Genomic DNA, 19,658 nt, shown 5'->3' with positions numbered 1-19,658 from the left:
GGTTTTACTTGGAATCCTGATTTTTCACGGGAAAGATTTCCATGGCGCGCTGCCACTGGGCCTCAAATTCCTCCGCGGTTAATGGTTCGTTAGTGATATCTGGGAGATCGCCCCAGGTGTCTGGGTGAGGAATGATCTGCTGGGGTGGGGTCGACATGCCGTGACTGAGGGCAGGGGTGCGTCGAAAAGCGCCGGTGATTTGTCCTTCGCCGTTGGCTTCCAGCATGCGCGACGGCGTGCACAGCGGGGATCCCTCGGCGTGCTCCAGTTCGGCGAGGTGGATCATCTCGGCGACGCCTGGGACGGACATGACGGTTTTGACGTAGATGAGGCTCATTGCTTAGAGCTTAGTTGTTCTGCTTGGCGTAGTGAGAGGCGAGGAGCGAGCAGATCATCAGCTGGATCTGATGGTAGATCATCAGGGGCAGGATGAGCAGGCCAAGGTTAGCGGTGCCGAAAATGACGGAGGCCATCGGCAGGCCCGTGGCGAGGGACTTCTTGGAACCGCAGAATTCGATGGCGATGCGGTCGCCACGGTTAAAGCCGAGCAATCCAGACAACCACCTGGTGAGGGCGAGCATGGCTACTACGAGGGCAATTGAGAAGGCGCACAGCGCTAGGATTTGGGTCCACTGAACGGACTGCCACACCCCGGCGACCATGCCTGCGGAAAAGGCCGAGTACACGACCATCGTGATGGAACCGCGGTCGACGATCTTCGTTGCCTTGTGGGCGGCCACGCCGGCGACCCAGGGGCGGGCAAGCTGCCCCAGGATGAACGGCAGGAGCAGCTGGACTGCGATGTCGATGAACACCTGGGTGTCCACTGCAGCTCCTCCCCCAGCGCCCATCAAGAACATGACCAGCAGTGGCGTCAGCACCACGCCGACTAGGTTGGAGGCGCTGGCGCTCACGATCGACCCTGCGACATTGCCCCCGGCGATAGAGGTGAATGCGACAGATGATTGGACCGTGGATGGCACGAGCGTGAGATAGAGAATGCCGTCCGCCATGTCACCCGAGAACGGGCGCAGCGCTAGGCCGATGAGGGGATACACCAGGAAGGTGAAAGCCAGGATGGTGAGGTGAAGGCGCCAGTGCTTGAAGCCGGCGAACGCTTCGGCCGGGGAAAGCCGGGCACCGTAGAGGAAGAAGAGTAGCGCGATCGCAATCGACGTGGCGATGGAGAACGCGTGGGCAGCAGCGCCCGATACCGGGGCGATGATGGCCACGATCACCGCTAGGACGATGAGCACGATGAGGACGTCGACTTTCGGCTTCATACGGCCACTGTAGAAAAACTCACCCAATGTTTCACGTGAAACATGAGTATTCTTTGTACCTATGAATATTTTCGCGCCAGTGACGATCCGTCAGCTGGAAATCCGTAACCGGATTTGGCTGCCACCCATGTGCCAGTACCAGGTTACGTCCCAAGATGGCGTGCCAGGTCCATGGCACTTGATGCACTATGGTGCCCGTGCAGCGGGTGGATTTGGCCTGCTCATCGCAGAGGCCACCGCTGTCGTTCCAGAGGGACGCATCAGTCCGCGCGACACCGGCCTGTGGTCCCCAGATCAGATCTTGGCGTGGAACCCGATCGTGGAATTCGTGCACTCCCAGGGCGCGAAGATGGCGGTTCAGCTCGCGCACGCGGGCCGCAAGGCCTCCACGTACCCGTGGCTGCCCGGTTTTCCGCAGGGCCACGTGCCAGTGACTGAAGGCGGATGGGACACCGTCGAGCCGAGCAGCATGACCCATGCGGAAATCATGGACGTGCCAGTGCAATTCGCGGAAGCAGCGCGCTGCGCGGTCGCCGCCGGCTTCGACGCGGTGGAAATCCATGCTGCACACGGCTACCTGCTGCACCAGTCCCTCTCCCCCATCACCAACACGCGTATCGACGACTACGGCGGAACCTTCGCCGGACGTACCCGCCTCACGTTGGACGTTGTCGACGCGGTGCGAGATACCATCCCAGACGGCATGCCACTGATCGTGCGCGTCTCAGCAACCGATTGGATTGAGGACCAAGCCTCCTGGGATCTCGCCCAAACCATTGAGCTCACCCAGCTGCTCAAGGAGCGTGGCGTGGACGTGCTGTCCGTCTCCAGTGGCGGACTGGTGCCGGCCGACATCCCAGTCGCACCGAACTACCAGACCGATCTGGCGGCGCAGATCCGCAAGGAGACCGGCATTTTCACCGCTGGCGTCGGGCTCATCACCGAGCCTACGCAGGCCGCCGGATACTTAGAACGCGAAGAGCTCGACGCCGTCCTCATTGGCCGCGCGGCCTTGCGGGATCCGCACTGGCCATGGCGCGCGGCGCACGAACTAGGCGTCGAGCCAGAAGTGACGGCGAGCTATGCTCGCGCCACGTGGAGCTGATCTCCCTCTTTTGTGAGCTTGGCCGGGGCCATCGCGCCTCGCGCCGGGCCGGAGGTCACGGAGCCGTCGGAAAGCTTGAACACTGAGTTGTGCTTCGGGCAGATCGCGGTGTCGCCCTCAATCTTGTTGATCGCGGCGCCCTGGTGTGGGCAGACGTTGCTGTAGGCCTTGTACACACCTGCTTCTGGTTGGGCGATGATGAACTCGCCCACCAGGACAGCGCTGCCGAGTGGAACGTCCTTGATCGCAATGTCGCCTGCCTTCTCGCTGCCACACGCTGCGAGGACAGCGCCCGCGAAGGTCGTGGCCGTGCCGATGAGGAACATGCGCCGGTTGCAAGAGAAATCAGTCATGGGAATAACCCTACGCAATTTCCCGCTTACCTGCGAAAACCCACGCCATAACGAGGCCAATCGCGCCAACGGCGACCAGCGCGCACCACGCCACCCAATTCGAGGTGTCTTCCGAGTAGATCGTGTGGCCGAAGGCCGAAGTCTTGAGCAACCATTCGGGAGCTTGGAATAGTGGCGCGATGATCGTGACCAAAGCCGAGTAGATGATCGGTAGCCAGGCAACCCACGCCTGCTTAGGAAATAAGCCGATGAGCAGCGCCGTGAGACCAGCCAGCGCCAGCATAGGGGCCACCTGGGAGGCATTGGCCGTGGCGGCGACCTTCCACATCGTTTCTGCGTGCTCCGACTGGGAGAACACCCCGAGGACGCTACCCAGTGCCATGGCCACCGCTACCTCCAGAATGAACGTGAGCGAGGACGCGGCCTGCAGCTGCATCGGCAATTGCCGAGAAATGCCCTGTGCTCGCATCAAATCGACGTGGCGGTCCTTCTCCTCACCCCGTAGCTTCAGCGTGGCGGTGACGGCAGCGACAGCCACTACGATGCCCAGGAAGTCCGCCATGTAGGTAAGGAACGCCTCCTCCAGGTTCTGATCGCCAAACATCTGCTTGAAGATCTGACCCGTCGCCTCGTCTTCCTTCAGCAGATCATCCATCGAGGAGCTGAGCGAGGACATGAACATGGAAATCACAAACGCCGTCACCATCCACGTCACGTGGAACCCACGATCAAGGAGCCGGCGTAGTTGCCAGGCGCTCGCAATCCTGCGGGGCCTTTTCACCTTCGTCGGACGCAGAGGCAGGATCGACATCCCGTATTCGCGGCCCCGCTCCCCCGCGAGCCACAGGGCCGCCAGAATAGCTGTTACCGCGAGTCCGATGCCGAGCACCCAGAAGCGATCATCGGTGAAGGGGCGCACGAGACCAAACCAGCCCAGCGGAGTGATCCAGTTAAAGAAGTCGTGGCCCTGGACGTCGGCAAGCGCGCGCGACATGTACCCCACGCCAACCAGGAGCAGTCCGATGCGCACGTGGTTGTCACGGGCAAGCAAACTTATCGACGCCGCCAGCATCGCAGAGCCCAGGGTGCTTACCGCGATGGCGAGGCCGTAAGCTATGGCGCCCTCCGTGGCGATTTCGCCGTAGGCCTGGTTTAGACCGAGCAGGACCCCGGTGACGCCGAGTCCTAGGAGGAGGCAGACGCTGGTGACAAGAATTAGGGTGCCGACTGCGATGTCGAGGCGACTGAGTCCCGTTGCCCGGGCGAGCTCCCCGAGGCTGCTTGCTTCGCCCTTTCGGTAGGATCGGAACGTCAGGAGCACCGCCATGACGGAACTGAGGATCATGAGCCAGCCCGCGCCCTCCCAAGCCATGAGTTGGCCGAGGGTGCCCGGGTCATAGAGTTTGCCGTACATCGCGCGCATGCCGAGGTTGATCTGCATGCCGTTAATGAGGCCCTGCCTGTCCTCTACGCTGGGGTAATACTGTTCATAGGCGGGAATGAACATAATGGGGATAGACCATAGTGGCAAGAGCCAAGCTATCAAAAACGTTCGATTGATTCGCAATTCATGCTTTGCGTATGTCAGCGCTTTCATTGGTCACTCCCATCATTGGCGTATGCCTTGAGGAAGGTCTCTTCCAGGCTGGCTGTAGTCACGGAAATGTTGGTCGCTCTCCTGGCGAGGAGCCCGCCGAGTATCTCGTTCACCCGAGTCTCGGGAACGGTCTCGGTGAAGTGTTCGCCGTTGACGATCGCGCTCACTCGGTGGCCGGCAAGTTCGCGCAAAGTCTCGATTTTGCCCTCCTGAGCAACCCTTCCTTCTTTAATCACAGTGACGTAATCGCAGAGGGCTTCTACCTCACTGAGAATGTGGCTAGATAGCAATACTGAAGCCCCATTGTTGTTGGCGCTGCGAAGCTGCGTTTGAAACTCGCGCTCCATGAGCGGATCGAGGCCGGCGGTCGGCTCGTCCATGATCAGTAGCTCGGCATCGGCGCTGAGGGCAGCGACGAGAAGTACTTTGCGACGGTTGCCCGTCGAGTAGCTCTTTGCCTTCTTGGTGGGGTCGAGCTCGAAGGCGTCGATAAGCTCCTTTTCCTTGGTGCGGTTGATCGGCCGGCCGCGGAGACTTTCGAGGGCCCGTAAAGTTTCGAAGCCGGTGAGGTTCGGCCAGAGGGTCACATCGCCAGGCACGTAGGCGACGCGACGCAGAACCTCTGGATTGGTTTTGGGGTCCTCCCCTAGTACGCGGACCGTGCCTTCGCGAGGGTGTAGCAGACCGAGGAGCGTGCGGATCGCGGTTGACTTACCGGCGCCATTCGGGCCGAGGAAGCCGTGGATGCTGCCTTCGTGCACTGACATGCTGAAGCCGTCGAGGGCTTTGAAAGTGCCAAATTGGATGGTGAGGTCGTTAATCGTGATGACGTTCATGGGTGCCTTCTAGATAGCGAGTGAGGAATTTGTGGACGAACAGCTTCTGGTTCGGATGTGGGTAGGCCCAGCTGATCAGCTGGAGGGCATGGGGCCAGGTAAGGAATTTCTCCAGGAGGGCCGGAATTTCGACCGGATCGAAACCAGAGGCAGCGACGTGTTCCGCGATCAGGGTATCCATTTGTGCCTCTGCCTCTTCCGGGGTCAGGTCGGCAATGTGCTCGAAGGAATGGAACATACGCAGCGCGACATCTAGATATTCATCGCTTGGATCCTGTGGCCACAGCCCCTCAAACTGATCGAGAATCCCAAGGTGAGCGAGCACCTCCACGAGCTGCTGCTCCCGCTTAATCGAGCGCTTGAGCGTGGGATCATCCGTTCTCGTGAGGAGCCGTGCGTACATCTCGTTGACTCGTTCCGGCAGCGGGATCGACGTCCGGGCCAGATTGCGGGGCCGTTTCTGGAGCTGAGTGATGCGCTCGCGTTGCTTAAGTAGCGTTGCAATCTGCGCATCGATCGCCTCTTTGGTGGCCTCCAGCTCGGCCTGGACATCCACCTGCTCGGACCCGATGAGGGTCTTAACCTTGCTCAAGGGCACGCCGGAATCAACCAGGTGGCGGATGCGCGTCAGGCGCACTAGGTGTTCAAAAGTGTAATTGCGTGGCCGACCACGAGGCACCGGCAACAGTCCCTCTTGGTGGTAGTACCGGACCGTGCGGACTGTGGTGTCCGCGGCCTCGGCTAGTTCTTTGATAAGCACACTTTTATTACACCCAGTGACGTTACGTCACTGTCAAGAGTTAGATGCTGTCCGCAAAGTCACTGAGCACCTGGCGCCAATGAGTTTTCATTGTTTCACGTGAAACAATGTCTTCGAGCCCATCGTGATTCACCGCAAAGGTTACCTTGCCGCCGGGTTTTTCCTGGCAGGTGATGACGACTTTAGAGCCGTCGACAAGCTGCGTCCGCCAGTAACGCCACTTTTCCGTCGCGGAGGTGCTCGGTTCGCTGCTAGCCATAGGGAGGCGATCGGGGGTCATGAAGCGGGTGAACGCCTCGAATGTGGGGTCCCACTCCCCCTTCACGGTTTTGCTGGCGTTCGCGGAGAAGGTGCCGGCGCAGGTTTGGCCGACCACGCGTCGACCGATGTGCTGCTCCACCGCGACTGTCAGGTTCTGCGCCCACCACGGGCTCACGCCCTTATCGACGAACCAGGCTGCCATTTCCTTGTGGGTCAAGGCGTTCGGATCGCCGAGTTCCACTAGCCATTCGTCCAGTGTCCGGCCGGTGGGTTCAAGGAATTTCACAGTGCGTCCTTCAGGGCTTTGATGCGGTCAGGAATGAGGTCCTGCTCCCCTGACTCTATCAATTTCACCAGCGCGGAACCTACGATGACGCCATCGGCACCGGCCGCCCGAGCTGCCTTAACGTGGGCGGGAGTGGAGACTCCGAAACCGAGTAGTACCGGGGTATCGCCCTTGTGGATCGCTTCAAACTGGGCCTCGCGTTCGGTGCCCGTCACGCCATCTCGGGAAACGGCATAGATGTAGCCTTCCGAATGCGCCGCAACCATGCCCAGGGTCTCCTGGGAGGCGTGGGGCGGTGCGATGAAAACCTGCTTAATGCCGTGCTGGCGCGCGGATGCGCGAAATGGCGCTGACTCCCGCACGGGCACATCCGGGATAAGCACGGAGTCCACCCCGGCCTCGGCCAGCGCTGCGTAGAAGGTTTCAAAGCCCATGGAGAAAGCGACATTGCCGTACACCAGGAGCCCGATCGGAATCTCTGGATGCTCTGCGCGAATCTCGGCAACGAGGGCGAGGGCCTTGCTTGGTGTCGTGCTTGCTGCGCGCAGGTGCGCGCGTTGGATGGTCGGGCCGTCGGCTACTGGATCCGAAAAGGAGATGCCAAGTTCGAGGGCGTCGGCCCCTGCAGCGATGGCCTGGGTGATGATGCGTTTGGAGTCCTCGTAGCTTGGGTCGCCCAGCATGAAGAAGGGTACGAAGACGCCGTCGTGGCGCTGGAATAGTTCAGCGTAGCGGTCCATTACTGCTCCTCCAGGGTTCGTTTCACGTGGTCGATATCCTTGTCGCCGCGGCCGGACAGCGACACTACGATGTTCAGGGGTTCGTCCTTGCGCTTAAGCGCGTAGGCCAGAGCGTGGCTGGACTCCAGGGCCGGAATGATTCCCTCCCGCTGCGAGAGCAATCGAAAGGCTTGCAGCGCCTCGGTGTCGGTGATTCCGACGTAACTTGCGCGTCCGGTGGCGTGCAGATGCGCGTGTTGCGGGCCGACACCCGGGTAGTCGAGTCCCGCAGAAATGGAATAGGACTCTTCCACCTGGCCATCTGAGGTGCGCATCAGATAGGAACGCGCACCGTGCAAAATGCCAATCTGGCCGGCGTTGATGGTGGCGCCGTGCTTACCGGAATCGAGCCCCTCTCCCGCCGGCTCCACACCTACGAGTTGAACCGTCTCGTCTGGAATAAAGTCCGCGAAGATGCCGATGGCATTGGATCCGCCGCCCACGGCAGCGACCACCATGTCCGGCAGCCCTCCCGTTTGTTCCAGCATTTGGGCCTTGGTCTCCGTGGAGATCACCCGGTGAAATTCGCGCACGATGGTGGGAAACGGATGAGGGCCCGCGGCGGTGCCTAAAAGGTAGTGGGATGTGGCGTAGGTGGCGGTCCAATCGCGCAGCGCTTCGTTCACTGCGTCCTTCAGTGTCCCGGAGCCCGTGTCCACGGGTACGACAGTCGCCCCCATCAGCTCCATGCGGTACACGTTGGGCTGCTGTCGGGCGACATCCTTGGCGCCCATGTAGACCGTGCACTCTAGGCCAAGGAGGGCGCAGGCAAGCGCGGTCGCGGTGCCGTGCTGTCCCGCTCCGGTTTCGGCAATGATTCGGGTCTTCCCCATCCGCTTTGCGAGCAGTGCCTGCCCCAACACCTGGTTGGTTTTGTGGGCGCCACCGTGCACCAGATCTTCGCGCTTGAGGAAGATCCGTGCCTTTCCGCCCAGGTTGCGACATTCGTAAAGTGGGGTTGGCCGCCCCAGATAGTTCTTGAGAAGATCGCTCAGTTCTGCCTGAAAGGCGGGATCTTGCTGGGCGTCGACAAATGCTTCCTCCAGCTGGTCGAGCGCAGGAATCAGCACCTCGGGGACGAACTGGCCCCCGAATTCTCCAAAGTATGCCGGTAGTTTCATCGGTTCTCCTTGATCATTGTGAACGCTGCGCGGATCGCTGCAGGGTCCTTCTGTCCCGGCCTGCTTTCAAGTCCAGAGTTGAGGTCGAGGGCCAAGCCTGTCTCGAGCGCTGCAGGGAGGTTGTCTAGGTTCAGCCCACCAGCCAACATGCACTTGTACTTGTGGTCGGCAGGGATGAGCGTCCAGTCGAAGGATCGGCCGGTGCCTCCCTCGCCGACATCAAGGACAAGCTTGTCGACGTCCCCAGCATGCTCATAGCGGTAACCCTGCGACATGTCTACGGCTCGCCACACCTCTACCCCAAGGGTGCGAGCGCGCTGCAAGAGCGCTGGCTCGTCATCCGAGTCTCCGTGGATTTGAATGGCACCAACCCCCTCCGGGAGATCCCAATGGTTGTGTTCTCTGGTCACGTACACGTACGTCAAGCCCGGCTCGGCCGCGATGATGGCTTCTGATGTTTCACGTGAAACATTGCGTGGTGATTCCGGCGCGAAGATTAGTCCGCCGTACGTTGCGCCGGCAGCCTTAGCCAACTCTGCGGTAGCGGGAGAGGTGATGCCACAGACTTTGTGCTCGCCGTAGACCAATTCCCGGCACGCGCGGTCGACATCGGCCGCTCCCGACAGATGGGAGCCTACGAGAAAACCATCGAGGAAACTCAGTCTCCTCACTGTGGCATGTGAGGTAATCCCCGACTCCCCAATCACAACCGGCGCCTCAATCAAGGGCCTCAGCCGAGCTGAGCGACCGAGGTCGATAGTCAGTGTGGAGAGATCACGGTGGTTAATTCCCACTATTCGGGCGCCCAAGGAATTCGCCCGGCTCGCCTCAGCCTCGTTCACAACTTCAGTGAGGACATCAAGACCGAGGGACGAGGCAACGGAACTGAGGTGGCGGTACTCGTCGTCGCTAAGCACGGAGAGCATGAGCAACACCGCGTCCGCCCCGTAATAGCGGGCCGCGCGCACCTGACGCTCGTCGACGATGAAGTCTTTGCACAGCACCGGTAGGTGTGTTGAGGCGGCGACGGTCGCCAGGTGATCGTAGGAGCCACCGAACCACGTGGGTTCGCAGAGCACGGAAATCCCGGCGGCGTAACGAGAGTAGATATGGGCGAGGTCGGCGGGACGATAGTCACTTCGGATCGTTCCGAGCGATGGGGAGGCCGATTTGCACTCCATGATGAACTGCGGACCATTTCGTAACAGTGACGTTTCTAGGCTGCGGGTAGATGGGGGTGCGTCGGCGAAGAAAATATCGTCAATCTGCCCTCTTCGATTGGCAACGATTGTCTCAAGCACCGTAATCAGCCTCCTCATGGCGAGCGAGCCATTCCGCCACTTCCCCACTGCGGATCGACTCAAGGGCCCGCTGCGTTCCGGCAGCCATGGTCTCCGTCATGCCCGTGGTGTAGAACATTGCACCGGCATTCGCGATCACAGCATCGGTGTGTGCCTCGGGCGCCCGATTCTCAAACACCGCTCGCAACAGCGCTGCGTTGTGGGCCCCGTCGCCACCGCGAAGCGCCTCGAGGGAATGGGTGCCAACCCCGAGCTCCGCTGGGGTCACGCGGTAGTGGGAGATGTGGCCGTCGCGAAGCTCCCATATGTCGGTCGGCCCGTGCACAGCAACCTCGTCGGTGCCCGCGCCGTGCACGACGAGCGCGCGAGTGCGCCCGAGCTCCCGCATCGCCTGAATGACGAGTTCGCCTTGCTCAGGACGTGCGACGCCCATGACTTGAAATTCGGGGTGCGCGGGGCTGAGCAGTGGGCCCATGGTGTTGAACAGCGTGGGCAACTTGAGGGTGCGACGCACGTGCTGCACGTGAGCCACCGCCGGATTGTAGGCCGGCGCGAAGAGGAAGGTAAACCCGGCATTGGTGAATTGGCGGACGGCTCGGTCAACATTGAGGTCGAGGGGGATGTTGAGGGCTTCGAGGACGTCAGCGGATCCGGACTTGGAGGACACTGAACGGTTGCCGTGCTTGATGATTTTGCAGCCGCCAGCTGCAGCAACAAGCGAGGCTCCAGTGCTGATGTTGATGGTGTTGGCGCCGTCTCCTCCGGTGCCGCAGGTGTCTAGGATGCCGGCGCCCGTGATGGGAAAAGGGCGTCCTGCGTGCAAGAACGCAAGTGCTGCGCCGGTGATGTCTGCGAAGGTTTCGCCCCTCGTTCGGATGGTTGCGAGAAGGGCGGAGATGTGGATGTCGTCGTAGTCGCCGATGGTGAGCGGTTCAAATACAGCTCGCGCTTCGTCGACTGTGGGCGTGGGATTGTCGAGGAATTCGAGAAGTTTCACGTGAAACACTCCAAAAGGTAGTCGAGGATGTCCTGCCCTTGGGGCGTGAGAATTGATTCTGGATGGAACTGGACGCCGATCATCTTGTGTTCGGTGGACTGCGCAGCCATGGCGATGCCGTCACAGGAGGCAAGCAGCTCCAGGCCGTCGGGAAGCGTCCTGCAGCCAAGCGAGTGGTAGCGAGCAACGGACTGACCTGCGAAGACCGGATGCTTGGAAATGAGCGTGTCGCGCATGCCGTGCACCGGGCCCACGGGCTCCACTACCCCACCGAAATGCTCAACAATGGCCTGAAAGCCAAGACAAATGCCAATGATTGGTATTTCGCCCTTGAACTCGGTGATGAAGCGCTCGAGGTCCGGCCTGCCGGGGCCCGGCGACAAAATGAGCGCGCTCGGGGCCAGTTCCCGCACCTTAGCTGGAGAAACAGTATTGCGCACGACGGTCACGTCGCCTATCGCTGCGCTGAGGTTGTAGGTGAAGGAATCAAAATTGTCGATCAAGACTCGCATAGCGCCTCCAACACGGCTCGCGCCTTGTGTCTAGTCTCCGCGGACTCGGAGGCGGGATCGGAATCGCGGACCACCCCGGCACCGGCCTGGACCATCGCCACCCCATCTCGCACGAACGCAGAACGGATAATAATGCAGGTGTCCATCGCGCCCCCGCTGAGGTAGCCGACCGCTCCCCCGTAGGAACCGCGCCGTTGCTTCTCGACGCCCCTAATGAGTTCAGTCGCCTTGACCTTCGGCGCCCCCGTGAGCGTGCCCATGTTCATGCACGCCCGATAAGCATCCAGGGCATCAAGATCGGATGCTAGCGTTCCCTCGACCTCGGACACCAGGTGCATGACCCTGGAATAGCGATCGACCCCCATCAATCGAGTGACCTCCCGATCAGTGCACACCCTGGCTAAGTCGTTGCGGGCGAGATCAACGAGCATCGTGTGCTCCGCGATCTCCTTGGCGTCCGTTCTCAGCAGCAACTCGAGCCGGGTGTCTTCATCGGCGGTTGCTCCCCGAGGTTGGGTGCCGGCAATGGGATAGAGCTTTGTCTTGCGCGTCGTGGGATCAAACTTGAGGCAGGACTCGGGGCTGGCCCCGAACAGCTCGTAGTCGTCGCAGTGAAGATAGAAAAGATAGGGGCTGGGGTTGGAAGCCTTGAGGCGTCGATAAGCGGCGAAGGCGTCGGAGCACGGGCGGTAAAACGCGCGGGAGGGCACGGCCTGGTAGATGTCGCCGGCGTGGATGTGCTGCTGGAGTTCGCGCACGATGCCCTCAAATTCGGCATCGCTGAGTTCGGCTGGAGCTGCGCCTGCGGGCGGACTGTGGGCGGTGGTTTCACGTGAAACATCGCCACGAATCTCGACGGTGCCCGCCTCGTGATCGATGCGGAGCGAGGTCTTGGCCACGAGGAATTCGTAATCGGGAAAGGTATTAAAGCCGCTCGGAACGTCCGGAAGTTGCTCGAAGGTGCCGAGATAGTCGAAGGCGAAGCCGCCAATCAACAGCTCATCATGTAGGAGCTTGAGCGGCAGGAGCGTGCTCGGAGCCAGCAGCCGCTCCCGCTCATCGACGGCATCAACCTGCGGAAACGTGTAGACGCCGTCTGCGCCATAGTCGCTGAGCAGCGCATCGAGTTCCGGAACGATATCCCCGGTGGCGGTGACAGTGTGGCCGTGGCAGGTGAGCTTTCCTTTGGCCTTGAGGATGGCGAGGGACTGCTTATCCTCCGCCGACTCGAGTAGCGCAGTATTCGGCCCACGGTACTTGGCGTAGATGGCGGCGGCGTCAATCATGAGAGCTTCGCAATCGCCTCATCCACCGTGTTGCCCTCAAGGATCGTGCGCACATAGTCGACGTCCTTGTCGCCACGGCCGGAGATGTTCACCAGGATGTCGATTGGCTCGGTGGCGTCGGCGGCCACCTTGAGAGCGTATGCAAGAGCGTGGGAAGATTCGAGGGCTGGGATGATGCCTTCCTTGCGGGCCAGCAGCTGCAAAGCTTCCAATGCCTCATCGTCAGTGATGCCCACGTACTGTGCGCGACCCGTCTCCATCAGGTGAGCATGCTCAGGGCCGACACCTGGGTAGTCGAGGCCGGCAGAGATGGAGTGGGAGACGCCGACGGTGCCGTCGTCGTGAAGCATCGCGTAGGACTTGGAGCCGTGCAGGATGCCGATGGTGCCGCGGCACAGTGGGGCGCCGTGACGCGGGGTGTCCAGGCCTTCGCCCGCTGGCTCGACGCCGACGAGCTTGACGCCTTCTTCGTCGATGTAGTCGGCGAAGGCGCCGATCGCGTTGGAGCCACCGCCGACGGCTGCGACCACAACGTCAGGGAGCTTACCGATCCGCTCCTGCATCTGTGGCTTGGATTCGCGGGAAATGACGGCCTGGAATTCCTTCACGATGGTCGGGAATGGGTGCGGGCCGGCCGCAGTGCCGAGCAGGTAGTGGGTATTCTCGTAGTTATCAACCCAGTCCTGCAGCGCGACGTCGATGGCGCTACCCAAGCCGTTGGAACCGTCCTCTACCGGCACGACCTCGGCACCCATAAGGCGCATGCGGTACACGTTCGGCTGCTGGCGAGCGACATCCTTGGCACCCATGTAGATGGTGCACTCCATGCCGAACAATGCTGCCACCATGGCCGTCGCGGTGCCGTGCTGACCGGCACCCGTCTCAGCGATCAGGCGAGTCTTACCGAGGCGCTGCGCGAGCAAAGCCTGGGCAACGACCTGGTTGCCCTTGTGTGCGCCACCGTGCACGAGGTCCTCGCGCTTGAGGAAAATGCGTGCGTTCTCGAAACGCAGATTGCGAGTTTCGGTGATCGGGGTCGGGCGGCCGAGGTAATTCTTGTACAGATCATTGAGTTCCTCGTGGAACGTCGGATCCTGCATGGCATCCACGTACGCCTGCTCCAGCTGATCAAGAACTGGAAGGAGCTCCTCAGGAACGTACTGTCCGCCGAACTGACCGAAGTAAGCGGGAAGAAGGGTCTTGCGCATTGTTGTCTCTCCTGTGTTTTTGTTGGGGGATACAGGTAGTCAGACAACAAAAAGGCCCGCTACCTGTGCGGTGCGGGCCGAATTTTTCGTGCGTCAATTAGTGGGCCCGCAAGTCGGGCCACCACCAGAAGTTAACGCGAGAAAAAGTCATGGGGCAAGGCTAACACTTCAAATTAGTTTTGGGAACCAAATCCCGAAATATTTTTCTGCGCAGCCTCAATGAGGTGCACAAATCGGGGTTTCATCGGGGGTAACTCCGCTACCGGGAACCATCCCACTTCGGTGGATTCGTCGTCAGCCGGATGAGCCTCCCCCGACTCGTAGCGACACACAAACGCCGTATCGACGTAAGACGTCACGTCGCCGTTGGGGTATTCGACCGGGCCAACCGCCTGTACCCACAGCAGCTTTTCGACGGATATCTCCACGCCCGCCTCCTCCTTGGCCTCGCGAATGGCAGCAAGGTGTGGCTCCTCCCGCGGGTCAACAATTCCCGTCACGGGAGTCCACTGGCCATTGTCGGAGCGACGCACCAGGAGCACCTCATCGGCCTTCAAGATGATCGCGGTGACTCCCGGCAGCCACAGCTCTGCGTGGCCGACCTTCTCGCGCAGCTTCAGGATGAATTCCGGGGTCATTGCTTGTTCATCGCCTCGCGCAGCGCCGCCACGTCTACCTCTGGCTTTGGCTCTTCGGAACCGCAATTGCAGTCCTCACCGCAGCCCTGCTCTTCCTTGTGCTTCATGTCCATCAGGTGCGCTGCTTTCGCGCCGAGATTCGCGCCAACGCCCAGGAAAACTGCCGCTACGAAGATGGTCACGGCTGCGAAAATCATGCCTGGGATCGTCGTTAAGCGCAGGCCCACGAGGCCACCGAACAGCAGCGAGACACCCGCCGCGATCCACATCGGGCCCGCAACGGCGTGAGAGACGTCCCAAATCTCTTTGGACTTGCGCACCTCTGGGACCCGAAGCCCGATGAAGCCGTTACCCGGCAGGCGGCGCGTCCACGCCAGACCTCCGACAATAAGCGCGAAGGCGGCGAGGATGAGGAGCACGATCGAAGCGATAATCATGCTGTTCATCATAGTTCCCAGCGGACTACTAATAGTTTTCGAGGTGGTGCATAATATATCAATACCCAAGGAAAGGCCTCACATGCAGAAAATTACCAATTCGCTGCTATTTCGAGTGATCATCGCCATCATTCTCGGAATCGTATGCAGTCTATTTTTTCCGGAATGGTTGGCGCGTGTGTTTGTCACGTTCAACGGCCTCTTCGGAAACTTCCTCGGCTTCTTCGTGCCGATCTTGATCTTCGCGCTCATCACGCCGGCGATCGCCTCGCTGGGCAAGGGCGCGGGCAAGTGGCTGGGCATCACGACGGGCATCGCCTACACCTCCACGATCCTCTCCGGAGCTCTCGCGTTGTTCGTTGCAAAGTCTATGTACCCGTGGCTGCTCAAGGGGCAAGCGATGGTGGAAGCGGCCGATATCGATGCCACTGCCCTATCGCCTTACTTTGAGGTCGAGATGCCTGCGCCAATGGAGGTAATGGCGGCGCTGCTGCTGGCCTTCACCGTGGGCCTCGGCATGACGGCCGTGAAGTCCAATACCCTCTACGAGGCAGCGGAAGAGCTGCAGCACGTGATCATGAAGGTGATCGAGAAGTTCATCATCCCGCTGCTGCCGGTGTTTATCTTCGGCATGTTCCTGTCCATGGGCATGAACGGCAACCTGCTCCTTACCCTCACCGCCTTTGGCAAGGTTCTGCTGCTGGCCACCATCATGACCTGGATCGTGCTGATCCTACAGTTCCTTCTCGCGGGCGCCGTGGCAGGCCGTAACCCATTTACCTCCCTGAAGAACATGCTGCCGGCCTATGGCACCGCGCTGGGTACCTCGTCCTCTGCAGCGACCATCCCAGTCACTTACGCCGCCACCCTGAAAAATGGCGTTTCCGAAGCCGTCGCCGGCTTTGTGATCCCACTGTGCGCCACCATTCATCTCTCCGGTTCCATGATGAAGATCGGCCTTTTTGCCTTTTCCATCATGTGGATGAACGGGATGGATATGTCCACCGCTACCATGATCGGCTTCATCCTGCTGTTGGGCATCATGATGATTGCAGCGCCAGGCGTACCAGGAGGCGCCATTATGGCAGCCGTCGGCCTCCTGCAGTCCAACCTCGGCTTTGACGAAGGCCAGATCGCACTCATGATCGCCGCCTACATCGCCATCGACTCCTTCGGCACCGCCTGCAACGTCACCGGTGACGGCGCGATTGCGATGATCGTGAACAAGTTCGCGCGCGGGAACCTGCGCAAGGAAGCCTAAGCACTTCGGAAAAACATCCCCTCTTTGGACCGGATCTGAGGCAAAATGCCTGGACAGCCTGTCTAAAGAGGGGATATTTTTCTGTCCGCCTCGGGTGGGTACCAAAGTATCCACTTTAAATAGCACTATTGAATATTTGTGCCGGTAAGGGTGCAATTTGCGGATAAGACAAGGGGGAGACGAAAGTATCCAATCCGCAAAAGTCCCTTCAAGCCACCCCTGAGCTCTGCCTAAGCTAACTCCGCACTTGTTGGTGAAAAGGGGAAAAATGAAGAAACTGCATGCAGCGCTGGCGGCAGCCGCCATTGCGCTCGCGGGATCCCCTGTGGCTCAGGCGGATATCCCGCCGATGCCACAGGGATACCCGATCGAAAATCTGTATCGCTCCTGCACTGGCTCGGAGCAGTCACAGTGGCGCTATGGCGAAACCGCCCGCCGATACTTAAGCGACGGCGTCCTGGAATTTAAGAACACCACCAGCCAGACGGTGAAGTACAAGGCTGAAGTGGAAAGCGGCACCAACCACGAGATCTCAGCGAACTCGCGTGCCCATCTGCCATCCGGGTGGAACACCACCGCTAAGGCAGACATCGGTTTGACCACGGATAACGGCTGGATCGCCGGCGAAACTTTCGGCCCAATCGAGCTTGCCCCTGGCGAGTCCTTCCGCGTCGAATTCGGCGTGCTGGAGAAGGACTTCATCTCTATGTACGTCGGCTGCAAGGACGGCTTCTTCCAGAACATGGCCGGCGCCGACGTCGTTCGCGGTACTGGTCCGGCAGAGCGCTACGCCTTCGCGACGATCGTCCGTGCCGACGGCAACGTCGACCATCAGGCCCTCGACATCCCAGCCCGCGCCGAGCACGCTAACAGCAAGCCGGTTGGCGGCACCTACAACGCCGTGACCGGTCCAAGCCTGGAGAAGGTCGCCGACCCAAAGAACGATCAGGTGGTCGTTCCGGAGACAACTCCGCAGAAGGATCCAAGCTGGCCAGAGTTCGGCTCGAAGTGCGACACCCCGTACCCGGGCTGGTACCCGCACGAGATCCACGCGATCACCCCGACTTTCCGGAAGCCGGGCTACTCCCAGGACTTTTTGAACTGGTCCTCCGGCCCACACACCTACACCCCAATGGTTGATCACGTGGTGGGCGCCCAGTTCAACAGCGAAATGAACTACCGCGGCAACGGCGGCCGTCTGCCTGAGGGCTGGCTGGAATCCGTCGGCGCGGCGCAGCGTGCCTACCTGCCAGTGGGCACCCCGCTGAAGCCGCTGGAGCTGCAGCCGGGCGATCGCGTGCGCGTCGAGTACGGCACCACGATGATGCGCGTGCAGTTCTCCGAATACTCCTGTGGGAAGGACAAGACCTACAGCCGAGTAGCGGAGAAGCCAGTTGCTACCGCACCAGCCGGATTCTGGGCGGAAGCAAAGATCACCAGCAAGGACGGCTCCGTCCGCACTGTTGATGTCACCCCAGATGAATGGGCAAACCTGCCTGTCCCAACCCAAACTAACTACTAGGAGAAAAGTTCAATGAAGATCGTCGCAAAGGCTGCAGTTGCCGCTATCGCCCTCAGCATGCTGGCCACCCCAGCGCACGCCCTCCCGGCACGCAACCACGGCACCGCAAACCCAACCACCATCGGCGCTGCCTGCTCCAACCCAGGCGACACCGGCCAGACCATCAAGATCGACCGCACTTACTTCGATGCGTCCGCAGGTACCTGGACCGTCTCCAACTACAACTCCACTCCCCTGCCACTGACCCGTTCCATCACGGAGAAGAAGTCCAACGAGTGGAAGGTTGGCGGCAGCGTTGACTTCCCAATCCTCGAGCTGATCAAGGTCTCCTTCAACGCCGGCTACTCCCAGTCCTCCTCGTACGAGGTCGGCGAGGTTGTGGGCCCATACGACATCGAGCCAGGAAAGACCGCCGTCATGCGCGCAGGCTGGGTCGTCTCTGACTTCTCCGGCGAGAAGACCGTCTGTGGCGCTGACAAGACCTGGCAGGGCACCGGCGAGACCTTCACCGCAACGCTCCCAGCAGAGCGCCACGTGGAGATCAGCACCCGCGACAACATCAAGTTCAGCTAATGCGCCGCGCGGTAGTGACGGCGCTCGCCGCCGCAGCATGCTTTTCGACGGCCCTGCCAGCCGCCTCCGCGGCAGCTCCCGAGTACATCCTCCCGCAGCGCTGGAACGATGACTACGCGCCGGGCAGCCACTGCGCTACCCCAGGTGAAAACGGCGTCTATGTCACGGCCTCCCGCCGCTGGTTCGACCAGACCGATGCGGCTTCTGTGGCTAACCGCAACGCAGAAGCCGTTCCGGTGAAGCAGAAGGTCAAGGAATCTCGGACGTCGAAGTTCGAGGTGTCGGCGACGGTGACGCCACAGGGTGACATCACCAAGTACCTGGCCACGGCCTACGGTGTGAACTATGTTCGCGTCGATCACTGGTCCGTTGGACAGACCGTTGGCCCGTACCAGTTAGGGCCAGGCAAGCAGGGCAAGCTGGTGTGGGGCTTCATGATGCTCGACACCGATGCGCAGAACGTGCGCTGCTCGCAGGACCAGGTGTGGGAGAAGGTTGGTGCGCCATACACGGCCACTGTCACCGAGTCTCGCTACTCCGAACTGCGAGAAGATGACGCCCCAGTCTGGGGATAAAGATCCATGAGAAAAGGCTCCCCTCGGGGAGCCTTTTGCTTTTACATACCGCCGAGAATCTTCACGACGAGGTTCAAACGCGATGTTGCGCCGAACTGATCCATGATGCTGGACACGCGCTTCTTGACCGTGGATTCCGCATAACCCAGCGTTTGAGCGATTTCGGCGTTGGAAAGACCATCGCACAGCAGCACAAGAATGCGCCCCTCCATCTCAGTCAGCGTCTGTAGTTTGAGCGCTTCGGCCACCGGGTTGGTTGGCTGAGGGGGACGATCGTCATTGAGGTACTTCACCAGGCGGGTCATAGCCTGGGGAGAGACCACCATGCCGCCATCCATGGCGGCGCGGACGGCGTCGATAAGCGTGTGGGGCCGCTCGCTCTTGAGCACGTAGCCCGCACCTCCCGCCTTCAAAATCCGCAGCATGGTGCGGTCAGAATCGAAGGCGGTGATGGCCAGGAAGATGGGTTTGCGGGGGAGCTGGTTGATCTGATCGAGGAGGGTGGGGCCGTCCATGGTCGGCATGTGGATGTCGGCAAGCACGATGTCGATATGGTGCTTTTCCAACTCCGACAGGGCCTCCGCCCCATTGGAGGCGGTGGCCACGACATTCAGGTCCGAGGTGGTAGCAAAATAACGCTGGAATGAGGCGAGGACCAGCGGGGAATCATCAACGAGCAGGATGTTAATTCGCTCGTTCATTAGTGAATGTGTGCCGTCGGGTTAGGGCACCACGGGCGAGTTGGGTAGTAACGGCAGGAGAAAATGTCCGTCATCGCCGAGTAGAAACCATAGGTGGTCGACTCAACCTCCTCAAAAGTGGATGCATGGGCTGCCGGGGCCAGGCCGAAAGCAAACGCCACAGCAACGAGAGGGACTGTGAATCGATTTAGTTTCATGGGGCTAGTATCGCTCCGTACGAGCGGGAATTGAAGTTGAAAACCATAACTGGATACTTTAGTACCCAC

23 protein-coding genes are annotated in these 19,658 nt (G+C 60.5%); 5 read left to right on the top strand and 18 right to left on the bottom strand.

All coding sequences use genetic code 11. From position 1 onward, the window contains the following. Positions 1 to 4 precede the first annotated feature (4 nt). Together WG939_RS06815 and WG939_RS06810 are read right to left on the bottom strand one after the other, a co-directional pair. Complete coding sequence (locus tag WG939_RS06815) at positions 5 to 337, bottom strand: hypothetical protein (RefSeq protein ID WP_339984017.1); 333 nt, start codon at positions 335 to 337, stop codon at positions 5 to 7. 10 nt (positions 338 to 347) lie between these two features. After that, entirely contained in the window at positions 348 to 1,283 is a 936-nt protein-coding gene (locus WG939_RS06810) for a bile acid:sodium symporter family protein (RefSeq protein ID WP_339984015.1), read from the bottom strand. 61 nt (positions 1,284 to 1,344) lie between these two features. Between WG939_RS06810 and WG939_RS06805 the strand changes: the two genes are divergently transcribed. Then, entirely contained in the window at positions 1,345 to 2,388 is a 1,044-nt protein-coding gene (locus WG939_RS06805) for an NADH:flavin oxidoreductase/NADH oxidase (RefSeq protein WP_339984013.1), read from the top strand. Here WG939_RS06805 and WG939_RS06800 read toward each other — a convergent pair. From WG939_RS06800 to WG939_RS06735, 14 genes are all read right to left on the bottom strand, one after another. Next, positions 2,364 to 2,714 (bottom strand): Rieske (2Fe-2S) protein, encoded by a 351-nt coding sequence (locus WG939_RS06800; RefSeq protein WP_339984548.1) that lies wholly within the window; start codon positions 2,712 to 2,714, stop codon positions 2,364 to 2,366. The two genes, WG939_RS06805 and WG939_RS06800, sit on opposite strands and share 25 nt — an antisense overlap. A 37-nt stretch (positions 2,715 to 2,751) precedes the next feature. Further along, complete coding sequence (locus WG939_RS06795; RefSeq protein WP_339984011.1) at positions 2,752 to 4,248, bottom strand: hypothetical protein; 1,497 nt, start codon at positions 4,246 to 4,248, stop codon at positions 2,752 to 2,754. Between the two features lie 86 nt (positions 4,249 to 4,334). Then, the gene (locus WG939_RS06790) at positions 4,335 to 5,174 is read right to left on the bottom strand and encodes an ABC transporter ATP-binding protein (RefSeq protein ID WP_339984009.1); all 840 of its coding nucleotides are present in this window, start codon (positions 5,172 to 5,174) and stop codon (positions 4,335 to 4,337) included. Beyond that, complete coding sequence (locus tag WG939_RS06785) at positions 5,155 to 5,934, bottom strand: helix-turn-helix domain-containing protein (protein ID WP_339984007.1); 780 nt, start codon at positions 5,932 to 5,934, stop codon at positions 5,155 to 5,157. Before WG939_RS06785 ends, WG939_RS06790 begins: the two co-directional genes overlap by 20 nt. A 40-nt stretch (positions 5,935 to 5,974) precedes the next feature. Next, complete coding sequence (locus tag WG939_RS06780; protein WP_339984005.1) at positions 5,975 to 6,481, bottom strand: hypothetical protein; 507 nt, start codon at positions 6,479 to 6,481, stop codon at positions 5,975 to 5,977. Beyond that, a complete protein-coding gene (trpA, locus tag WG939_RS06775; RefSeq protein WP_339984003.1) occupies positions 6,478 to 7,221 on the bottom strand; it encodes a tryptophan synthase subunit alpha in 744 nt (247 codons plus the stop codon). Before trpA ends, WG939_RS06780 begins: the two co-directional genes overlap by 4 nt. After that, complete coding sequence (gene trpB, locus WG939_RS06770) at positions 7,221 to 8,381, bottom strand: tryptophan synthase subunit beta (protein WP_339984001.1); 1,161 nt, start codon at positions 8,379 to 8,381, stop codon at positions 7,221 to 7,223. Before trpB (WG939_RS06770) ends, trpA begins: the two co-directional genes overlap by 1 nt. Next, on the bottom strand, positions 8,378 to 9,700 hold the full coding sequence (gene trpCF / locus WG939_RS06765; RefSeq protein ID WP_339983998.1) for a bifunctional indole-3-glycerol-phosphate synthase TrpC/phosphoribosylanthranilate isomerase TrpF: 1,323 nt from the start codon (positions 9,698 to 9,700) through the stop codon (positions 8,378 to 8,380). Before trpCF ends, trpB (WG939_RS06770) begins: the two co-directional genes overlap by 4 nt. Beyond that, positions 9,675 to 10,688, bottom strand: a complete 1,014-nt coding sequence (gene trpD / locus WG939_RS06760; RefSeq protein WP_445227884.1) for an anthranilate phosphoribosyltransferase — start codon at positions 10,686 to 10,688, stop codon at positions 9,675 to 9,677. The genes trpCF and trpD overlap by 26 nt, the downstream gene beginning before the upstream one ends. Continuing rightward, positions 10,676 to 11,191, bottom strand: coding sequence for an anthranilate synthase component II (locus tag WG939_RS06755; protein ID WP_339983994.1), 516 nt, complete (start codon positions 11,189 to 11,191; stop codon positions 10,676 to 10,678). Before WG939_RS06755 ends, trpD begins: the two co-directional genes overlap by 13 nt. Then, a complete protein-coding gene (locus tag WG939_RS06750) occupies positions 11,179 to 12,477 on the bottom strand; it encodes a chorismate-binding protein (protein WP_339983992.1) in 1,299 nt (432 codons plus the stop codon). The genes WG939_RS06755 and WG939_RS06750 overlap by 13 nt, the downstream gene beginning before the upstream one ends. Then, positions 12,474 to 13,685 carry a tryptophan synthase subunit beta gene (trpB, locus tag WG939_RS06745; protein ID WP_339983990.1) on the bottom strand — a complete coding sequence of 404 codons (1,212 nt, stop codon included), beginning with the start codon at positions 13,683 to 13,685 and terminating at the stop codon, positions 12,474 to 12,476. The genes WG939_RS06750 and trpB (WG939_RS06745) overlap by 4 nt, the downstream gene beginning before the upstream one ends. Before the next feature lie 173 nt (positions 13,686 to 13,858). Beyond that, positions 13,859 to 14,323 carry an NUDIX hydrolase gene (locus WG939_RS06740; protein ID WP_339983988.1) on the bottom strand — a complete coding sequence of 155 codons (465 nt, stop codon included), beginning with the start codon at positions 14,321 to 14,323 and terminating at the stop codon, positions 13,859 to 13,861. Then, positions 14,320 to 14,760, bottom strand: a complete 441-nt coding sequence (locus tag WG939_RS06735; RefSeq protein WP_339983986.1) for an SdpI family protein — start codon at positions 14,758 to 14,760, stop codon at positions 14,320 to 14,322. Before WG939_RS06735 ends, WG939_RS06740 begins: the two co-directional genes overlap by 4 nt. An 82-nt stretch (positions 14,761 to 14,842) precedes the next feature. Here WG939_RS06735 and WG939_RS06730 point away from each other — a divergent pair, with 82 nt between their 5' ends. From WG939_RS06730 to WG939_RS06715, 4 genes are all read left to right on the top strand, one after another. Further along, positions 14,843 to 16,021: a dicarboxylate/amino acid:cation symporter gene (locus tag WG939_RS06730; RefSeq protein ID WP_339983984.1), complete on the top strand. Its 1,179-nt coding sequence runs from the start codon at positions 14,843 to 14,845 to the stop codon at positions 16,019 to 16,021. Between the two features lie 268 nt (positions 16,022 to 16,289). Beyond that, positions 16,290 to 17,543: a hypothetical protein gene (locus WG939_RS06725; protein ID WP_339983982.1), complete on the top strand. Its 1,254-nt coding sequence runs from the start codon at positions 16,290 to 16,292 to the stop codon at positions 17,541 to 17,543. Positions 17,544 to 17,555: 12 nt separating this feature from the next. Continuing rightward, complete coding sequence (locus tag WG939_RS06720; RefSeq protein WP_339983980.1) at positions 17,556 to 18,116, top strand: hypothetical protein; 561 nt, start codon at positions 17,556 to 17,558, stop codon at positions 18,114 to 18,116. Further along, positions 18,116 to 18,691: a hypothetical protein gene (locus WG939_RS06715; RefSeq protein WP_339983978.1), complete on the top strand. Its 576-nt coding sequence runs from the start codon at positions 18,116 to 18,118 to the stop codon at positions 18,689 to 18,691. Before WG939_RS06720 ends, WG939_RS06715 begins: the two co-directional genes overlap by 1 nt. Before the next feature lie 41 nt (positions 18,692 to 18,732). Here the strand turns inward: WG939_RS06715 and WG939_RS06710 are convergent, their stop codons facing one another. Then, positions 18,733 to 19,392 (bottom strand): response regulator transcription factor, encoded by a 660-nt coding sequence (locus tag WG939_RS06710; protein WP_339983976.1) that lies wholly within the window; start codon positions 19,390 to 19,392, stop codon positions 18,733 to 18,735. Beyond that, positions 19,392 to 19,589 carry a hypothetical protein gene (locus tag WG939_RS06705; protein ID WP_339983974.1) on the bottom strand — a complete coding sequence of 66 codons (198 nt, stop codon included), beginning with the start codon at positions 19,587 to 19,589 and terminating at the stop codon, positions 19,392 to 19,394. Before WG939_RS06705 ends, WG939_RS06710 begins: the two co-directional genes overlap by 1 nt. Between the last annotated feature and the right edge of the window lie 69 nt (positions 19,590 to 19,658).

Source organism: Corynebacterium sp. H130 (assembly GCF_037572395.1).
GTDB lineage: Bacteria > Actinomycetota > Actinomycetes > Mycobacteriales > Mycobacteriaceae > Corynebacterium.
This window is presented reverse-complemented; position numbering and strand designations above follow the sequence as displayed.